Here is a 19,102-nt window from a genome sequence, read left to right on the forward strand (position 1 = left end):
GAAGATACTTTTATTGCTGATTTTGCAGTGGCTTTAAATTGTGGACAAATCAAAACAGGTTCAACGTCACGATCTGACAGGATTGCCAAATATAACAGACTACTAGAAATTGATGCTGAAATTGTTTATGCACAATATTTAGGAAAAACTCCTTTTATTAAATGAAAAATACAGCGAATAAAAAGAGTAAATTTAAAGAAAGGAGTGTGTTAGAAAATAGTGTATCAAAAAATAAATAAACAAACATTTAAAGGAAAAATATGAACATCAAAAATATAACAATAGCAACGACTTTGTCGTTATGTGTCTTGAGTACAGCAGGATTAGCGCAAGAAAAGAAAGTTTTACTAAAAGTACCAACAACATTTTCAACCAATTTAATAGGTTTAGGAACACCTCTTCCTGCTTTTAAAAAGTCTTTAGAATCAATTAATTCTACTATTAAAGTAAAGATTTATGAGCCTAAAAAATTAGTTGCACCTTTTGAAATACTGGATGCCGTATCTTCTGGAAAAGTAAATGCGGGTTGGTCAACAGCTGGATATTGGAAGGGTAAAATGCCTGCGGCTGCCATTTTTTCTTCCGTACCTTTTGGTCCAGAAGCGCCAGAATTTTTTGCATGGTTATATGAAGGAAATGGTTTAAAACTGTATCAAAAAATGTATGATGACGCAAAATATAATGTACATGTAACGCCTTGTGCTATTAATTCTCCTGAAACAGCAGGTTGGTTTAGAAAAGAAATTAATACACCAGAAGATTTAAAAGGTCTAAAAATGAGATTTTTTGGCTTAGGTGCTGATGTTATGACAAAGTTAGGTGTTGCTACCTCTTTACTTCCAGGTGGAGAAATATTTTCAGCTCTTGAAAAAGGGGTAATTGATGCAAGTGAGTTCTCTATTCCAGTAGTTGATAAACGTTTGGGTTTTTATAAAATTGCAAAATATAATTATTTTCCAGGGTGGCATCAACAAGCAACTGTTTTTGAATTATTAATTAATAAAAAAACATGGAATAACATGAGTCAAATGCAACAAAATGCTATTAGTCTTACGTGTAAAGCAAATATGACTGCTTCTTTAGCAGAGGGTGAAGCTGCACAAGGTGCTGCTATTAGAGAGAATATAGAAAAAAATGGTGTAATTGTAAAAAAATGGACACCTGAGATGTTGAATGCATTTAGAGGAGCATGGAAGGAAGCTTTAGTTGATTTAAGAAAAGACAGTACGTTTAATGATGTATGGAAAGATTTAAGTACCTTTAGAGAAGAGTATAAATATTGGAGTAATTTAGCATTTTTACCAAGATAAGTTATGAAGAAAGAAAGGGATTAAAATGACAGGAAAAGATCATATTGTTGAAACAATACAAGTATATGACAAAATTAATCATACACAAGACAAAGAACCAGGTTTAGAAAATGAGAAAAGACCTGAAATTTGTAACATTCTTAATAAAATAATATTTAATGTAGGGACAGCCATTTCATGGCTGTCTGTACTATTAATTGCAATTATTGTAATACAAGTTTTTTTGCGATACGTATTTGGAATAATCTTTATTCAATTAGAAGAACTTCAATGGCATTTATATGCTGTTATTATTATGTTTGGCTTATCTTATTCAATGGTAAATCATTCTCATGTACGTGTTGATATCGCACGAATACATTTTTCAACTACATTACAAAGAAAGATTGAAATAATAGGTATTATTTTTTTAATGCTTCCTTTTATTTTCATAGTAATTGATTATGGCTGGGACTTAGCATACGAAGCATTTCGTGTAAATGAACGTTCAGATTCTCCTGAGGGTTTACCTTACAGATGGGTAATTAAAGGAGTAATGCCTGTTAGTTTTTTTCTCTTGTTACTGGCTTGTATTTCTCGTCTTATTCGACATGTATCGTATTTAATGAAAGGAAATACAAATGGAAATTAATGATTATCTGGTTATTTCAATGTTTTTCACCTTTATATTTTTATTAATATCTGGTATTCCCGTTGCTTGGGTACTAGGAGGTGTTGGGGTTGCTTTTGCTGGTATTGGGTATTTATCTGATCTGTACTTAGGTACTATTACTGGGCTTGATTATAATACAATTGGTTTGCTTTCTAATAGAATTTATAAAATAATGGACAACTGGATTTTAGTTGCTTTACCTATGTTTATTTTTATGGGGCTTGCTTTGGATGAATCAGGAATTGCTGAAAAACTTTTAAAGTCTTTACAGCGCTTTTTTGGGAAAACCAGAGGTGGATTAGCTATTACTGTTGTTATTTTAGGAGTAATGTTAGCTGCTTCTACTGGAATTATTGGAGCTTCTGTTGTTTTACTTGCAGTAATGTCTCTTCCTTTAATGTTAAAACAAGGGTATGACAAACAAACAGCACTGGGAGTAATTGCCAGTTCTGGTACCTTAGGAATTTTAATTCCTCCTAGTATTATGTTAATTATTATGGCAGATCAGTTAAGTATTTCTGTTGGAAATCTTTTCATGGGAGCTGTTTTCCCAGGCTTAATACTTGGAACTTTATATGTTGGATATCTTGTTATTTTAGGATTACTAAGGCCTCATAAAATGCCTTTAGTAGATAAAAATGAAAATAATGAGCCTGAAATGAGTTTAATATGGGATTTATTTAAGAATATTTTACCTCCATCTTTTTTAATACTATCTGTTCTTGGTTCCATATTTTTTGGACTTGCAACGTCAACAGAAGCAGCAGGTATTGGCGCTTTTGGGGCAATTATATTAATGACCGTGAATGGACAATTGAGTTTTAGAAAAATATTAAATATATCTAAAGCAACAATGAATACAACAGGATATATTTTTGCTATTTTTGTTGGAGCTACTTGTTTTTCACTTGTTTTACGTGAATTAGGAGGAGATGAACTAATACTTTCTGCGCTACACTCAATTTCAGAAGATCCTATTATTATTATTGTTTCTATACTTGTGTTAGTATTTATTTTAGGATTTGTTCTTGATTGGATTGAAATTACATTAATTGTTTTACCTTTAGTTGCTCCTATTATTAGTGATTTAGCTATAGAAATTAATGGTTATGGCATTGAAGAACCTACTTTAGTATGGTTTGTATTGTTAGTCGCTATGACCTTACAAACATCCTTTTTAACACCACCTGTAGGTTTTGCATTGTTTTATTTAAAAGGGGTTTGTCCTCCAGAAATACAGTTAATAGATATCTATAAAGGAGTTATTCCTTTTATTATTCTACAATTAATAGGTTTAGCGATAGTTTTTTATTTTCCTGACATAGTTACATGGTTACCATCAATCGCTTATTAGAATTTAATAAATAACTGTAAAATTATTCTCCTTTTTTTACAGTTATCTTTAATTAACGTTATGATTTGATTATAAAATGCAGAAAAATACTTTTAAAACATCTGGGAATCAATAAAATAATTTCCCTTTATATCCTTACTTCTAAAAAATTATGGTTTCTTATTTTATTCTAATTTATTTAAAATTTTAAATAAATTCTTTGAACTACATTATTATAAATTCATCTTCTTTTTCATCGAGTTGTATTGTAATCTATTTTATAGAAAGATGTGATATTCATTAAGTAATTGGATTCAACTAGATAGGGAAAAAGTAACCAAGCTGTAATTATTTTTAATTAAACTTGCTCATAAAAATTTGGGAGATAAATGTGAACAAAGAAATAAAATTATCAAAAAATACTATGATTGTAAGCGAAACAAATTCTAAAGGACATATAATTTATGCCAACAGTGATTTTTGTAAAATTTCGGGTTTTACAAAAGAAGAATTAATAGGGAAACCTCACTCTATGGTACGGCATGAAGATATGCCAAGGGCTGCATTTAAAGATTTATGGAAAACAGTTCAAAAAGGTAAAACATGGAAGGGCATTGTTAAAAATCTTTGTAAAAATGGGGATTATTATTGGGTTAATGCGACTGCTTATCCTGTTGAAAAATCCAATGGTAAACACAGATTTATTTCAGTACGAATTAAACCTACTTCAAAAGAAATTGAAAATGCACAAAAAATGTATAAAAAACTTTTAAAAGAGGAGAAATAATGTTTTTTGCCAAAAAAAAGGATGAAAAAATAATTCTAGCTTTTTTATCAAATTTTGAAGAGTATGTAATAAATGAATCAAATGATTTGGAACTTCCTAAAACTACTGTAAAAAAACTTAAAAATATTGAAAAAAAAATGTTAAGCATTGCTTCTCATATTAAAGAACAACGCGCTCAAGATATAAAAGTTTTTGGAGAAATCATGCTTACTTGTGAAAAATTATCGGATGGTTATACCGATGATGAAATCAGTGAAAAATCTATTGATCCTAAAATTAATTATATTTCGCAAACGGTAAATGTTATGGTACATAAAATTGATGTTGCTTTAAAAATTGTTACTTTAAGACTAAAAGAATATGAAGAACAAAACTATCTTCAAGAAATAGATGAAAATCTTTTTAGAGGAGGAGAGCTTAAAAACTTAATTTTAGGTATTAATTCTTTAAAAGAAAAAGTTACCAGTAATTTATTAACCAATTATCGCCAAGGTTTGATTTTGGAACAAGAGTCTGGTATTTTATTGAACGAAGCACAACGCTTGGCGCAATCGACTATGACACAAGCAAGTACTATAGAAGAAACAGCTGCTTCTATTGAAGAAATTACTACAACTATTTCTCAAAACAGAGTGACGTCAAAAGAGATGGCTGTTTTGGGTGAAAAAGTAAAAAACTCTGCAAATATAGGAATTGATCTTGTTTCAAAGAACTTATCTTCAATGGATGATATTTCAAAAGCGTGTAAAGATGCTTTTGAAGCCATTGGTATGATTTCACAAATCTCATTTCAAACGAATATTCTATCTCTTAATGCAGCAGTAGAAGCAGCAACAGCAGGAGAAGCGGGAAAAGGTTTTGCAGTAGTTGCACAAGAAGTAAGAAACTTAGCAAATAAATCAGCAGAAGCTGCAAAAAGCATTGAAGCATTAATGAATATTTTGACGGACAAAACAAAAGAAGGAAAAGAGAATTCCCAAGAAATGTACGACGAATATCAAGACTTAAGTCAAAATATCAAGCAAACAATTTCTTTAATTAAAACAGTTGAAACGTCATCAAAAGAACAAGAAATTGGTATTCAACAAATTAATGATGCTATTTCACAAATTGATCGTTTTACCCAAGAAAATGCTCATACTGCTGAGAAAGTAAAACATATTTCAACACAAAGTAATAATATTTCTAAACAAGTTGTATCTTCTATTCGTATTGCTAAGTTTCATGGCAAGGACGATATTGATATTAGAGATGCCAAATCTCATAAGCTTAATTACAAGGGTGATGAAAGAAGGAATGATTTTAAGTAATAAAACGCATCTGCTTTTAAGAATATATTGGCATAATTAATATATAAATTAAAAGGAAAGTTATGAATATCAAAATATATTACTGTGGAGAATGAAACTATTTACCAGAAGCTTCTAGGTTAGAAGAAGAATTAAATGGTAATTTTAATGATCTGCATATTGAGTTAATTGAAGGAAAAGGTGGGACCTTTTTGGTTATTGTTGAAGATGTAGTCATTTTTGATAAATTAGCACTTTCTAAAACAGAAGCTGCTTTTCCAAAGAATGAAGAAATAAGCAATAAAATTTATGAACTTAACAAATCAAATAAGAGTTAAAAGGTTTTACTTATGAACAAACTACTTTCTGTCTTAATCTTCTTAGTGCTTTTTTCACTGTCTTCTTTGTTTGCAAAAGAAACAATTCGTTTAACAAATGGGGAATGGTTGCCTTATATGTCTGCTACTTTAAAACATAAAGGAGTGGCTTCCCGAATTGTTACAGAAGCTTTTGCACTAGAAGGGATTGATGTTGAATACACTTTTTTCCCATGGAAACGTGCATATGCTTTGGTAAATAATGGAGAATTTGATGGATCCCTTGCTTGGGCAAGTAAAAAAGAGCGGGAAAAAGAAGTTTATTATTCCAAAGAAGGCGTTATTCTTGGACAAACAATGTTTTTTTATAAAAATGATTTAGAACTTTCTTGGCAAACTAAGAAACAAAACTATGAAAACTTAAAAGGTTTTACTATTGGAACGCTTATTGGTTATAAATACCTTGATGTTTTTGATGATGCAGTCAAAAATAATATAGTGAATGAACAAAAAGTAAGTACATTGGAAATTAATTTTAAAAAACTTTTAAACAATAGAATCGATTTACTAATTTCTAACAAGGATGTTGCTTATAATGTTTTAAATCAATCCTTTAGTAAAAAAGAGATAGCTACTTTATCTTCTATTGAGTACAACCCTGAAATGACAGTGTATTATTTAATACTTTCTAAAAAACATAAAAAAAATATACGTTTGATGAAATTATTTAACTCTGGTTTAAAAAAATTAAAAGAGAGTGGAAAGTATGATCAATACTATAAAGAATCAAGAGCAGGGGACTATATAAACTAAAAAGTTTATACAGTCTTTATGATTTATTGTATAAATTCTTTTTACTTCGTATAAAGTAGGTTGTATAATAAATTTCTCTTAAAAACACTAAGAGTGAAAAAATCAAACATAACATGGCTAAAATAAATAAAATACTTATAACATTGGAGCTGTGAAAAGAAAATACCGATGATAAAAACATGGTAACAATAACCAAAGCCACCAATAAACCAGTAATTGCACAAAAGAAAATAGCTAAGTTGGTATTCTTCATTCTCATGGTTAAAAAGGTATGCCTTTTTCTTAAACGGGCCTCAGAAAAAGGGGATGTACCTGCTTCTTGTTCTTCTTCCAGTTTATCTACTTTATCAATTATACGCGTTAATCGTCCGGTAAATACATTTAACAAACCGGCAACTGCCGCTATTAAAAAAACAGGAGCAACAGAGAGTTTTATTAGCTCGGCTACTGAATTTACCATATTTGTATCAACTGAAGTTAACATGAAATACCTTTTTTAGGTATTTTATCCAAATCATAATTAATGAAAAGAAAATTCTCAAGCAGTGTTTGTAACAAAGATGCAATTTTTTACAAGACAAATTATTTAAAATTTATTATAGTGTCGTATAAGCTTTTTGCTTAAGTAATTTACGTTAAACATACAATACTTCTTAATACGTTCTTATTGTATTGTTTAACTTAAGGATAAATTTTGACTATTACTTTTTTATTGGCATGGTTTGCCGTAATGTTTCCTTTGGTTTTTTCTCCAGGACCTGCTAATATTGCTTTTGCAGCATCAGGGGCTAGTTTTGGAATTAAAAGATCTCTTCCTTTAATGTTTGGAATTGAGAGTGTTTTTTTTATTAAGTCTTTATTTTTAGGTTTTGGTTTAAGTGCATTTTTACAAAACAATCAAGTTTTTATTTCATATTTTCAAGTTATTGGTGCACTGTATTTAATCTATTTGGCTTATGGTTTTATTAAACCCCTACTTAATAATGAAAACCATCAAAGCAAAGAGTTGTCTTATTTTGATGGTTTAATCATACAGTTTTTTAATGTAAAAGGTTGGATGATGATTGTTTTGATGTTTTCTTTATTTTCAAGCTCCTTAACTTATGAGAACTCAAGTGTAAATATCTTAATATTATGTATTATGTTGGCAGCTCTAAATCTAACGTGCCATTTGATTTGGATATCTTTTTCTTCTCTTATGTTTAAAAAGATAGTAAAAAATCAAAAAGTGCAGGCCTATTTATTTGCAAGCTCTTTGCTTTTAGTAGCTATTAGTTTTATACTTGATTCCAATGTATTTATCGGTTTTTAAAAGGAGTATTCTTGAGTGATTTTATAAAATTATGGAGAAATAAAGAACATCAAGATATTGAACTTTTAAGTGCTTCTTTTACTGATTTTTCTTTTTCAAAACATTTTCATGAAGAACTTGCTCTTGGTATTATTGAAAAAGGAGTAGAGGGATTAGATTATAATGGCAAAAAACTTATGATTCCTCAAGGTAATATTGTAGCTATTAATCCAGGTGAAATGCATACTGGCTTTGCTGGGACTAATAAAGGCTGGACATATCGAATGTTTTATTTCAATAAAAAATGCATTGAAAATATATTAAAAGATTCATTTTCAAAACATTCAATGGTATTAAACAATGCCAGCATTAATAATCCCTCTTTATTTTCTTCTTTGTATTGTTTACATAAAAGTTTAGAAGAAGATGATTTTACTTTGAACAAAGAATCTCTCTTAACGCATAATATTCATCAACTGTTTATTCAATATGGAGATGTGAAGTTAGAAGAAAGCCTTTCTTTTAAAGACTATAAATACAATATGATAATTAGAGATTATTTATGTGACAATTATGAAGAAAATATTTCTTTAGATGAACTATCAAAACTCATACCAAGAGATAAATACCAATTGATACGAAATTTCAAAAAACAGTTTAATATAAGCCCTCATCAATTTTTATTACTTCTTAAAATACAAAAAGCAAGAAACTTATTGTTAAAAGGCGGAGATATTACTGATGTGGCACTAAGTACAGGTTTTTTTGATCAAAGTCATTTTAGTAAAAAATTCAAAACTATTTATGGAACCAGTCCCGGAAACTATCTTTCTTTTTTTAAATAAACTATTTATTAAAGATTTTGATTCTTGAACGGATTTTTTCTCCAAAAGTATTAATTATTAAAGCAATTACTATAATAAAACACGCCAAAACTTTATACAAACCAACTTCTTCCCCTAATAAAACATAGGATCCAAACAAACCAAAAATAGGAATAAGCAAAGAAAGAGGCATTAATAAATTAACAGGATACTTAGCTAAAAGTAAGTTCCATACCCAATATCCAAATAAGGTTGTCGGATAAACTTGAAATGCTATTGAGATTAATGCTTGTTTATCCAAGGTCTGTGCAAAATCAATAAAAACACTTTCTCCTTGCATTAAATAAGCCATTATAAACAATGGAATAGGAGGAAACAAGGTTGAATAAATCAAAAAAGCAAAAGCTTCTTTGGTATTTGCTTTTTTAACAATTATTTGAATAACAGCCAAAGAAACAGCCGCTAAGATTACAAATAACATACCTATTAGTGTAACCGTTCCATCTGTAACTAAAAAAATGACAGCAATTCCAGCAAGAGCTAGTATAAAAGCAATTTTATTATAAACAGTCATTTTCTCTTTTAAGATAAAATAAGACAAAATTACAGCAAAAAATACGCCTAGGTTTAAAACAATTGAAGCAACACCTGCTGAAATTCCATAAAACATACCTAAATATAATATGCCCCATAACCCAACACCAAAAAACAAACCATAAGCAATAACATATTTAAAAGGAACCTTCGGTGGTTTTATAAAAAATACAAGAGGCAGGGCACATAACATAAAGCGCAGACCTGCAAGTAAAAAGGGATTTAAAGAGCCCAGCCCCATTTTTATAAAAGAAAAGTTTATTCCCCAAATAAATGTAATTCCTAGTGCAATAAATAAATCTCTTAGTGACATGGATTTCCTTTTTTGTATAATGATAGCAGGTATCTTTTATTAATTCCTTATCTTTCGTGCTTAATTCCTTATCTATTTGTGCTAATAAATACAGCAATTAGTGCTAAGTATTTATATCTTATGTGATAATATATTTTTAGGAGTAAAATATGCATAAAAAAGAGACGACTTTATTGCACAGTAAAATTGCAAATGAAATGATGAATTATATTAACACCTATATAGATAGTCCTATTAATATAGATGAAATGGCTTTAGAATTTAAGATAAGTAAATTTCATTTTCAACGTATCTTTAAAGAACAAATGGGCGAAAATATTTATGAAAGTATTAAATCCATTCGTTTACAAAAAGCAAGCAATTTATTACTTACGAATCAAGCTTCAACCATTAGTAGAATTGCTTCTCAATGTGGTTATTCCTCTTCTACCTCTTTTTTGAGAGCTTTTAAACAACGCTTTGGTCAAACACCAAAAGAGTGGAGAAAAGGTGGGTATAAAGACTATTCAAATAAAATATTAAATCTATGTTCAGGTATTTCTTTAATAGGTAAAAACGATATATGTAAAGAACCTAATATTGTAAAAATTGAAAAAAAAGTGGCCTATTATATAAGAGAAAAAGGACATGGAAATAATTCCAATAAATCATGGCAAAAACTAAAAGCATGGGTATATTCAAATAATATTCAAAACTATTTTCAAATTGGCATTTATCATGACAATCCTATTATTACAAAACCTCAAGATTGCCACTACGTTGCAGGAATTGTAATTGATGAAAAAGATATTTTAAAAGAGAGTAATTTACCTTATTTTTCACTTTATTCTGGTTTGTGTGCAGAATTTTCTTTTGAAGGAAAATATGAAGATATTCTAAAGTTGATTCAATGGGTATATCATTACTGGTTACCTAATTCTGGTTATGAAGCTACAACTATTCCTTCTTATATACGTTTTGTGAAAAATGATTATTTTGATAACTCTGGCACTTTTGTAGCAAAGTATTATGTTCCCATCATTTTTACTTAAAATGCTGATATTTTTTTAATAAAATAATATTACTTTGCTATACTAATAAAAAGTTTACATAAAAAACAAAGGGAAAGAATGCTTTTAGATTACAGTGAAGAAAGTACCATAAATAAGTATAAACTTATGTCAGATACAGTTGTACCAAGACCTATTGCTTGGATAGTAACCCAAGAAAATGGTGTCATTAATGCAGCCCCTTTTTCATATTTTATTCCTTTATCTTCAAGTCCTGCTACTGTTATAGTTTCAATTGGACATAAAGAAGATGGTTCGCAAAAAGACTCACTTTCAAATATCTTAAAAAATAAAAAAGCAACCATTTGTTTTGTTAATAAAAACAATGTAAAACAAGCTGCTTTAAGTGCTACGTCATTAGGAAATAATGAGAGTGAAATAGAAAAATATGAAATAGAGGTTAATACAGTATTAGAAGATTACCCTCCCATGATTAGCTCAAGCCAAAGTGCTTTATTTTGCGATTATTATTCTACAGTTGAACTTCCAGGAAAAACAGTACCTATTATCTTAGAAATAAAAAAACAATATATACAAGACGATAGAATAGATGAGAGATATCACATAAATGTTGATAATATTGGAAGAGTAGGGGCTAAGTTTAAAGCAATGGTGGATTTATAAAAGAAGCGTTAGCTTCTTTTATTCTACTATTTGATGCAGTTTTGAACAATGTTTTAAGTGTAAGTTTCCACCCTTTATATCGTTCATAATATCTTGGAAACTGTGTATATGTCATAGAAAAAACTCGCATTTTCTTATAGAAAAGAACGCTTACACTTTTGTAAGGAAGGAAAAATTTGCCTTTAAAGTATAAAATATTAAGTCTTCATATATTCATTATATGTTTAACACTGTTATTTATGTTTTTAATATATGATTCTTATAAATTAAATCAAAACAATACTTATGACAAGCAAATAAAACAAATTGTTGTAATAAACAAAGAATTTATGAATAACAACTTACAATATATTAAAAAAGAAGTTAAACAAACGGAAGCAATTTTTTTGAAAATAGAAAATGAGCTTAAAAAAATGTATATAGATGACAATACAAACGTAATAAACGTAAAAGATGAACTATCAAATCGATTTGATTTAAAAAAACAAGAGCTTTCACTTGAAGTTTTTAAAATAAATAAAGATTATAAAATAATTGATAGTAGTAATACCTTTGATATCAACTATTATATATCAATAAATAAAAATGAAAAAAAGACCCTTTCCAAGATTACAAAGGTACATGTCTTAAAACAATCTCCCGGTGTTTTTTTTGATGCTTTTGATCAAACAATTAAAAAATATGCATTTTTCAAGTTAAAAGATTCTTCCTATTTAGGAATAAGTATAATTTTTGAATTTTCAAAAAAACATAAAGAAGCTTTCAAAAATCTGGTTATTTCCTTACATACAAAACTTAATTATCGTTATGTTATTAGGGACAGCAATAAGGTTGATTATACAATGAAATTTTTTATGAGAGCAGATGAGTTTTCATCACGCGCAGAATATTATGAAAAATTATATAAAAATAAAAAACAATCTTTAATCGATTTGGCTTTTATTAAAGCATCAAAAGAAGGAAAATTCCATAGTATAGAAAAAGACAATAAACTCTATACTTATGTACCTTTACTTAAAAAAGACAATGAACTTTTGCCTCTTTTTGCTGATATAGTACTGGAAATAGAATCAGATATTTCCTCTGAAAAACTGTTTTTTCAAAAAACATATAAATATGTAATTTATTTTGTTTTAATGCATATCTTGATGATTCTGGTGATTTTTTATTTTATAACTTCTTATCAAAACATAGAAAAGGATCTAAAAAAGGCAATTTTAAAAAATAAAAATTTAGTTAAATATAACAAAAATTTTATTTCCAATATGGTACATCAAATTAGAACACCCTTGGCTGTTATTATGAGTAATCTTTCACTTTTGGAGTATTTTAATAATGATAAAAATAAATACGCTCATCAAATTAATGCATCGATTACAACCTTATCAAACTCCTATGAAAACCTATCGTATATAAATTCTTACGATTCTTTATTATATAAGAATAAAAGAATTGATTTAAGTGATTTTTTAAAAAAAAGAGTCAGTTATTTTGATGCTGCCGCAAATGCTAATAAAATGAATCTGATAACTAATATAAATGATAATATTTTTTTTACAATCAATGATCTTGAGTTAGAACGTATTATTGATAATACGATAACCAATGCAATCAAATATTCATATTTTCAAAAAGATACTTATATTACATTAAAAAAGAATTCAATTGCTATTGTAATTAGCTTTAAAAACCAGGGATATAAAATTAAAAATGAAGAAATGTTATTTGAGAAAAAAGAGAAAGAAGAAAATCAAGAGCGCTTAAATTTGGGACTTTATGTAGTAAGTTTGATAGCAAAAAAACATAATATAAAAATAGTATTTAGAAGAGAAAATGATTTTAACATTTTTGAATATCATTTTAAAAATACAGATTAAATATAATAAATAAAGAGGTTAAAATGACTTTAAACGTTGTAATAATAGAAGATGATATCCAACTTAATTTAGTTCTATCAGAATATTTCACTTTGAAAAACTTTAAAACAATTTGTATTCACGATGGTATAGAAGCGGTAGATTTTATCGAAAAATCAAATTCTCATAAAGTTGGCTTATATATTATTGATATTAATTTACCTTCCTATAATGGTCTTGATATTATAAAATTCATACGGAAAACCGATATTGTAACACCCATTATAATTGTAACCGCATCTCTTGAAATTAAAAATCTTACAGATGCTTTTGATTTTGGATGTAGTGAATATATAAAAAAACCTTTTCATATAAAAGAACTTGAAATTCGTGTTAATAAGCTCCTACATAATGAGATTAAAGTAATATATTTTTCTGATGATTTTTACTATGATGAAGAAAAAAAATCTTTTTCATATCAAAAAGAGATGATTGACTTACGCTTCAAAGAACAGCGTTTGATTGAAATACTATTACAAAATGCGAACAAACTTGTACCTGCAGAAATTATTTATGATTATGTATGGGAGGGAGAGATACGTGAATTGTATCCCTTACGACAATTATTAAGGGATATAAGAAAAAAACTTCCTATGGATATTATTACTACAAAAGTAAAACAAGGTTATATTATTAAAACCAAGCAGTATAAACAATAGGATGTATTATTAATGAAAAATAAATATTTTCTTATCTTATTAAATATTCTTATTACTTTTGTCTCTCTTTATTTTACCTATACTCTCTTTAAAAGTTATAAAGAGGAACAGAAAAATAAAATAGCCGTATATTTGGATAAACGTATTAAAATAAATAAAAGTTTTATTAAAAATGCATTTGTAACCATTCAAAATGAAATTAATTCAAATGAAAAAATGTTTCTTAGAATGCACAATGAAGCATTGTTTATATTAAGAAAAAAAGGAAAAATCAATATTGACGTACTAAAAAAAACACTTCAAGAAAAATATGATATTTCAAATATTGATTTTCATCTTTTTTATATTAATAAAAACTATCTTATTACCGAATCAACATATTTAAAGGATATAGGGTTTGATTTATCACTTGTTCCTGATGCACGTAAAGAGTTAAATCGTTCAAATAGTGATAATTTGGTACATTATTCAAATACTATTTCTATTGATATTATTACTTCAGATGTGAAAAGTTACTCGTATGCTAAAGTGAATGATTCTTATTATTTAGAAATGGGGTTTATTAATCATAATATAAAAAGCATTCTTAAAGAAACAATGAAGAATATACAAATAATTACAGATAAGAGAAGTCAACTTTATAGAATTGAGAAAAAATTAGATGAAACAGAATATTACGATAATGTGCTGAATAAAAATACGCAGCTGTCAAAAGAAGCTTATATCAAATCTCGGAAAAAGTTTCCTACAGGTATCACAAGTGATAATTTAATTATAGACTCGAATAGAAAAGAAAAAATATTAAAAAAATACTTAGAAGATACAATCATATTCTATATTCCACTAATCAAAAAAAATAATAAATATCTTGATGTAATGGGAGATTTTGTACTAGAGCTTTATATTGACATGCAGTATGAAAAAGAATTAAATGAAAAAATTACTTTTTATTATTATCTTTTTGTTCTTATTCATATTATTTTACTTATTATAATTTATTTTTTTACAAAAAAATACCATATGTCTCAGCTTGCACTGGAAAAAGAAATAAAAGTAAAAGAATTTGTATTAGAAGAAAACAGAGACTTCATTACGTTAATGACTGCGCATATGCGTACCCCTCTATCCATTATTATGAATAACTTTTCATTTTTAGAAATGAAAAGTTCAAGTAAACTTCATAAATACTTACTTCAAATTAATTCAGCAATTAATATGTTGAAAAAATCCAATGATGATCTTGAATATTTAAGTGCTAATTCTCATATTATTTATCTAAGCGCTTCTGTACACCTAAGTAGGTTTATCCAAGATCGTATTGACTTTTTTTCCTCTATTCTTGAAGTCCAACATCGTGAACTTAGTTATTCTTTTGATAAAGATGCATATATAACAATCAATGCTATAGAGTTAGAGCGTTTAGTTGATAATAACCTCTCCAACGCAATTAAATATAGCAAAGAGAATACTACGATATATATCAAACTTTATAAAATACAAGATGTTTATTGTTTAAGTTTTGCATCAAAGTCACAAGCTATTTTTGATACAAAAAGAATATTTGAAAAAAGTTACCAAGAAAATAATGATGCAAAAAGAAGCCTTGGTTTGGGTTTATCTATGGTGAAAACAATTTGTAATAAACACAATATTTTATATGAAGTTAGTTATGAAGACGGAATGAATATTTTTAAGTATTTTTTTAAAGTAAGTAGAAACAACAAACCCAAATTATAATGGCTTGTTGAAGAGTATTAATTACTGTATTTTCATACAATACTATTATCTTTTACTTAAATATTTACCTTTAGCATAAGCAGGTTTCCCATAAAAATTTGTATATTTTTGTATCTTTTGCTTCCATGCAGTATCATTGCTTTTTATAAGGTCTCTTACAATTCTTGCATTTAAATTTTTTGGGAGTTGTGTGTTTTTTTCAACTAAACAAATAGATTTATTCATTTGTTTTTTTGATGTTTGTCCCTTAGTTAAAATACCTCGTATTCTTATGCTATCAGGTTTACCTTTTATTTTTTTAAAAGTACTTGAATACTCTCCCGCATTAGAACTGATGTAATAAGTACCATCTTCAATACTTTTTGTATTGGTATAAACTATTGAAGGGCGTAATGCTGATATATTTAATAAATTCTTTGCACAATAAATTGTATGTACATAAATATTGATATTACTTTTGATATAAATATCTTTATATCCCTCCACTGCAAAAACGCTTGTATACAAAAATACAAATACGATTAAAACACTTTTTTTCATTTTATTCCTTTTATTTTTTTGAATCTTAACATAAGGATGTCATAAGAATGTAATATTTTTGCAAGCAATATTTCTTTTTGTATTGTTAGCATTTTATTTCATTCTTAAATTTAAAAATATTACATAGATATGACAAATAACTTATAAAGGTCTTACATTTTTTCTTTATCATTATGAAAATTATTAAGGAAATAAATGAAGAAATTATTAATACTCAAAAACATTTGTAAAGTAAGTTTAGTTGCAGCTGTAACTATAGGCTCTTTGAATGCTAAAGGTTTTGAAGCAAATGTGCTTGTAACAACAGATAAAGCGTATGTACTTGGAGGAAGTTATATTTTTAATGAGAATGTAAAACTAGGTTTAGGAATTATTAGTGTAGATGATTTGAATACAAATGCAAATAAAAAAGATGATTTTTTAGGAGGATATGCAACACTTGAATTAAAAAAAGAAGTTTATCCTAAAACAGAAGTTTTTTTAGATCTGAGTTATGTTAGTGGTAAAACGGATGAGACAAATTTAAGTATAGATAAAGCTATTGCAGGCTTTGGAGTTAAATATAATGATGATAAATATTTATCGCCTTATATTGGAATTACAAGTGAAGAAGTTACTTATGTTGGAATTTCTAAACAGTTAAGTGAATCTTGGGAAGTAGGGATTGGAGCTATGCATGATTTTGATTATAATGATAGTTCTGCATTTTTAACATTTTCATATAATTTTGGAAGTGGTTCTTCTTCTAATATTACAACTTCGGTGAAAAGTGCTTTAAACAAGGAGTTTAATGATAAATATAAGGCAACTCCTACTCCTGCTCCTGAAGTTTTTGCTAAATAATTTATCTGAATAATATTGTTATGAGGCTGTAGAATAAAAGAAGCTTTTGCTTCTTTTATTCTACTATTTGATGCAGTTTTGAACAATGTTTTAAGTGTAAGTTTCCACCATTCATATCGTTCATAATATCTTGAAAACTGTGTATATGTCCGTTATAAACATATACAAAAATCTCATCCCCTTTTTCTAAAAAGTGTTTTTTCCCAAAGTTTGCATAAGCTGTAGCTCCTGCTGCTATTAATACTCCATCTTTACCTTCTAAATCTTTTATAAAAGGATTTAACTCTTCTAGTGGCCCACAATCATCTTGTGTATTAAACTTATCAATCATCCATGTTTTTAAGGTATCAAAAAAATATGAATAAGAATTTACAGCAGAAGTTGTTCCATAATCATGTAAGATTCCATTTCTTTTAATAAAAGAACAAATATGATAATTGTTTAAAATACCATCTTCACAGAAACTATCAATTTCAATAAATTCATTGGATATTCCTTTTGAATTTGAACCCCAGTTCTTTTTTGTACTTAGTTTATTACCATCACTTAGTCTCATACTGCAATCATTAAAAGCAGCAAATTCTTTAGGAACTAAATCTATTAATTTCCCATTTTCAAAGATAAAATCACATAACAATGCAACTTCTGCTTCTACTTGTAAACATTCACAATCATTGTGATTAATACTATCATCACTGATTGGAAAATGTCCTAAAAATCCCTTGTCATTTGGAATATAAAAAGGGAACAAACCTTTGGGTGCATCTTTTTCTTGGGTTTTTATTTTTGAGAACTCATCGCTTTCACCAGCTTCGCTTAAATGATTTGCGAAATTCCCAGCAACACCAAAACCTAAATAGTTTTTGAATTTATCTGTCGTATATATATTTTTTTGCATTTTTTTTCCTTCTTACACACATAAAAAGTATTATCTTTTTATAAACGTACCGTAGTACAAAGTATATTTTTCAATAGTATAAAAAATATTATGAAAATGTGGTTTTATCATAAAGGAGTTTTGAAGATCAAGATAAATAGAATTATTCTATTTATCTTTTGATTAAATTGAAACTCTTGTATGGATAAATAAACCGGACATGACGAGCAGAAGTAAAACTTCCTTGGCGCCTTTGTTTGGTTTATTTATTTGAATAATATTCATTTCCATACCGTTTCCTTTTTTTTGATTATTTTACTTAGTTAATCTTTATCTTTGCTAAAAAACCTTAAGAAAAAAATCTTTTTTTCACTTCTTCTTGTAATTTAAAACCAGAAAAATTAGCTCTTTGTACTAATTCCCAAAAATATCGGTACGTAGCTCTATCATGTAACTCTCCTTCATACTGAATAGGTCCCCATTCAGCGTCTTGGGCTGCTAATAAAATATTTTGAGCATCTAATACTTCTGTAAAATCTGGTTTCATTGCATCAACAATAGCTTGAATTTGCGTTGGGTAGATTGACCACATTCTCATAAATCCAAAAGAATTTCTTGCAATCTCTGCATCTTTAAATGTTTGGTATGGGTTTTTTAAATCAAGCGTTACATTGTGACAAGGAATAATATGATTAGACAAAGCAGCTTGTGTTACTTTGGCTTTTGCAGCTGCTATTAATTTATGATCAAATTGTCCCGGACTTCTCATATTTGAAGCTGCAATTGCACCTTGGTACCCTGATACAAAATCCATTAATCCAAAATCAAGTACTTGTAACCAAGGAAGTGTTGCTGTTTTTTCAATATCTCTTAGTGCTCCATGTGTTTCTACTAAAACATGAATAGGAATTTCTCTTTTAATTCCAGCTTCTTTACATTTAGCTTGAATATATTCAACTTGTGTTTTAATATCTTCATAAGAATGTGATTTAGGTAAAGTAATATATGCTAGTTTTTCACCAGCACCAGGCACTAAAATATCAACATCGTCTCTCCAATATTGGCTTGCATGATCATGAATTCTACATCCCGCCATATCAAATTTATTAGCATCAGAATTAACAAGTCTTACAATCATTTTTGCATGTTCTATTTCTTTTCCTGTTTCTGCACCATCTTCACAGTCACAAGTAATATCAAAAATGGGTCCCATTTTTTCTTGCAAAGACATTGCTTTTAAAATGAATTTTTCACTGCCTGCGAAGTGCTCACATGTTGGTATTATTGGTAAAGAATTTCCTGAATCAAATAGTGCTTCATTTGGGTGTGTCATA

General features: G+C 27.9%; 20 protein-coding genes and 1 pseudogene. 16 read left to right on the plus strand and 5 right to left on the minus strand.

Features of this window, described 5'->3' with window-relative positions; genetic code table 11:
• The 8 genes and pseudogenes from eno to HRT41_01960 form a co-directional block, all read left to right on the plus strand.
• The coding region (gene eno / locus HRT41_01925) for a phosphopyruvate hydratase (protein NQY22763.1) at positions 1–165 on the plus strand (165 nt) is incomplete at its 5' end.
• 95 nt (positions 166–260) lie between these two features.
• Complete coding sequence (locus HRT41_01930) at positions 261–1,310, plus strand: TRAP transporter substrate-binding protein (protein NQY22764.1); 1,050 nt, start codon at positions 261–263, stop codon at positions 1,308–1,310.
• 25 nt (positions 1,311–1,335) lie between these two features.
• Positions 1,336–1,941 carry a TRAP transporter small permease subunit gene (locus tag HRT41_01935; GenBank protein ID NQY22765.1) on the plus strand — a complete coding sequence of 202 codons (606 nt, stop codon included), beginning with the start codon at positions 1,336–1,338 and terminating at the stop codon, positions 1,939–1,941.
• Entirely contained in the window at positions 1,931–3,316 is a 1,386-nt protein-coding gene (locus tag HRT41_01940) for a TRAP transporter large permease subunit (protein NQY22766.1), read from the plus strand. The genes HRT41_01935 and HRT41_01940 overlap by 11 nt, the downstream gene beginning before the upstream one ends.
• A 370-nt stretch (positions 3,317–3,686) precedes the next feature.
• Positions 3,687–4,082 carry a PAS domain-containing protein gene (locus HRT41_01945; GenBank protein ID NQY22767.1) on the plus strand — a complete coding sequence of 132 codons (396 nt, stop codon included), beginning with the start codon at positions 3,687–3,689 and terminating at the stop codon, positions 4,080–4,082.
• Positions 4,082–5,392, plus strand: coding sequence for a chemotaxis protein (locus HRT41_01950; GenBank protein ID NQY22768.1), 1,311 nt, complete (start codon positions 4,082–4,084; stop codon positions 5,390–5,392). Before HRT41_01945 ends, HRT41_01950 begins: the two co-directional genes overlap by 1 nt.
• Before the next feature lie 101 nt (positions 5,393–5,493).
• A pseudogene (locus HRT41_01955) lies at positions 5,494–5,709 on the plus strand (hypothetical protein).
• Between the two features lie 12 nt (positions 5,710–5,721).
• Positions 5,722–6,501, plus strand: a complete 780-nt coding sequence (locus HRT41_01960) for a transporter substrate-binding domain-containing protein (protein NQY22769.1) — start codon at positions 5,722–5,724, stop codon at positions 6,499–6,501.
• Between the two features lie 16 nt (positions 6,502–6,517).
• Here HRT41_01960 and HRT41_01965 read toward each other — a convergent pair whose 3' ends face one another.
• Complete coding sequence (locus HRT41_01965) at positions 6,518–6,985, minus strand: DUF2721 domain-containing protein (GenBank protein NQY22770.1); 468 nt, start codon at positions 6,983–6,985, stop codon at positions 6,518–6,520.
• 210 nt (positions 6,986–7,195) lie between these two features.
• Here HRT41_01965 and HRT41_01970 point away from each other — a divergent pair, with 210 nt between their 5' ends.
• Both HRT41_01970 and HRT41_01975 read left to right on the plus strand, forming a co-directional pair.
• On the plus strand, positions 7,196–7,813 hold the full coding sequence (locus HRT41_01970; GenBank protein ID NQY22771.1) for a LysE family translocator: 618 nt from the start codon (positions 7,196–7,198) through the stop codon (positions 7,811–7,813).
• Between the two features lie 11 nt (positions 7,814–7,824).
• Complete coding sequence (locus HRT41_01975) at positions 7,825–8,637, plus strand: AraC family transcriptional regulator (protein NQY22772.1); 813 nt, start codon at positions 7,825–7,827, stop codon at positions 8,635–8,637.
• 1 nt (position 8,638) lies between these two features.
• Here HRT41_01975 and HRT41_01980 read toward each other — a convergent pair whose 3' ends face one another.
• Entirely contained in the window at positions 8,639–9,523 is an 885-nt protein-coding gene (locus tag HRT41_01980; protein NQY22773.1) for an EamA family transporter, read from the minus strand.
• 149 nt (positions 9,524–9,672) lie between these two features.
• Here HRT41_01980 and HRT41_01985 point away from each other — a divergent pair, with 149 nt between their 5' ends.
• The 5 genes from HRT41_01985 to HRT41_02005 all read left to right on the plus strand — a co-directional run bounded on the left by HRT41_01985 (position 9,673) and on the right by HRT41_02005 (position 15,508).
• A complete protein-coding gene (locus HRT41_01985) occupies positions 9,673–10,554 on the plus strand; it encodes an AraC family transcriptional regulator (GenBank protein NQY22774.1) in 882 nt (293 codons plus the stop codon).
• A gap of 78 nt (positions 10,555–10,632) precedes the next feature.
• Positions 10,633–11,196: a flavin reductase family protein gene (locus HRT41_01990; GenBank protein NQY22775.1), complete on the plus strand. Its 564-nt coding sequence runs from the start codon at positions 10,633–10,635 to the stop codon at positions 11,194–11,196.
• 176 nt (positions 11,197–11,372) lie between these two features.
• Positions 11,373–13,073 carry a HAMP domain-containing histidine kinase gene (locus HRT41_01995; protein ID NQY22776.1) on the plus strand — a complete coding sequence of 567 codons (1,701 nt, stop codon included), beginning with the start codon at positions 11,373–11,375 and terminating at the stop codon, positions 13,071–13,073.
• Between the two features lie 23 nt (positions 13,074–13,096).
• Positions 13,097–13,771 carry a response regulator transcription factor gene (locus tag HRT41_02000; protein ID NQY22777.1) on the plus strand — a complete coding sequence of 225 codons (675 nt, stop codon included), beginning with the start codon at positions 13,097–13,099 and terminating at the stop codon, positions 13,769–13,771.
• Positions 13,772–13,783: 12 nt separating this feature from the next.
• On the plus strand, positions 13,784–15,508 hold the full coding sequence (locus tag HRT41_02005; protein NQY22778.1) for a HAMP domain-containing histidine kinase: 1,725 nt from the start codon (positions 13,784–13,786) through the stop codon (positions 15,506–15,508).
• Positions 15,509–15,553: 45 nt separating this feature from the next.
• Here the strand turns inward: HRT41_02005 and HRT41_02010 are convergent, their stop codons facing one another.
• A complete protein-coding gene (locus HRT41_02010; GenBank protein ID NQY22779.1) occupies positions 15,554–16,048 on the minus strand; it encodes a hypothetical protein in 495 nt (164 codons plus the stop codon).
• A gap of 195 nt (positions 16,049–16,243) precedes the next feature.
• On the opposite strand from HRT41_02010, the gene HRT41_02015 reads away from it, so the two are divergent.
• A complete protein-coding gene (locus HRT41_02015; protein NQY22780.1) occupies positions 16,244–16,891 on the plus strand; it encodes a hypothetical protein in 648 nt (215 codons plus the stop codon).
• A gap of 55 nt (positions 16,892–16,946) precedes the next feature.
• On the opposite strand, the gene HRT41_02020 is transcribed toward HRT41_02015, so the two are convergent.
• Together HRT41_02020 and HRT41_02025 are read right to left on the minus strand one after the other, a co-directional pair.
• The gene (locus HRT41_02020; protein NQY22781.1) at positions 16,947–17,789 is read right to left on the minus strand and encodes a hypothetical protein; all 843 of its coding nucleotides are present in this window, start codon (positions 17,787–17,789) and stop codon (positions 16,947–16,949) included.
• 328 nt (positions 17,790–18,117) lie between these two features.
• Positions 18,118–19,101 (minus strand): CoA ester lyase, encoded by a 984-nt coding sequence (locus tag HRT41_02025; GenBank protein NQY22782.1) that lies wholly within the window; start codon positions 19,099–19,101, stop codon positions 18,118–18,120.
• Between the last annotated feature and the right edge of the window lies 1 nt (position 19,102).

Source organism: Campylobacteraceae bacterium (genome assembly GCA_013215945.1).
Classification (GTDB): Bacteria; Campylobacterota; Campylobacteria; order Campylobacterales; family Arcobacteraceae; genus NORP36.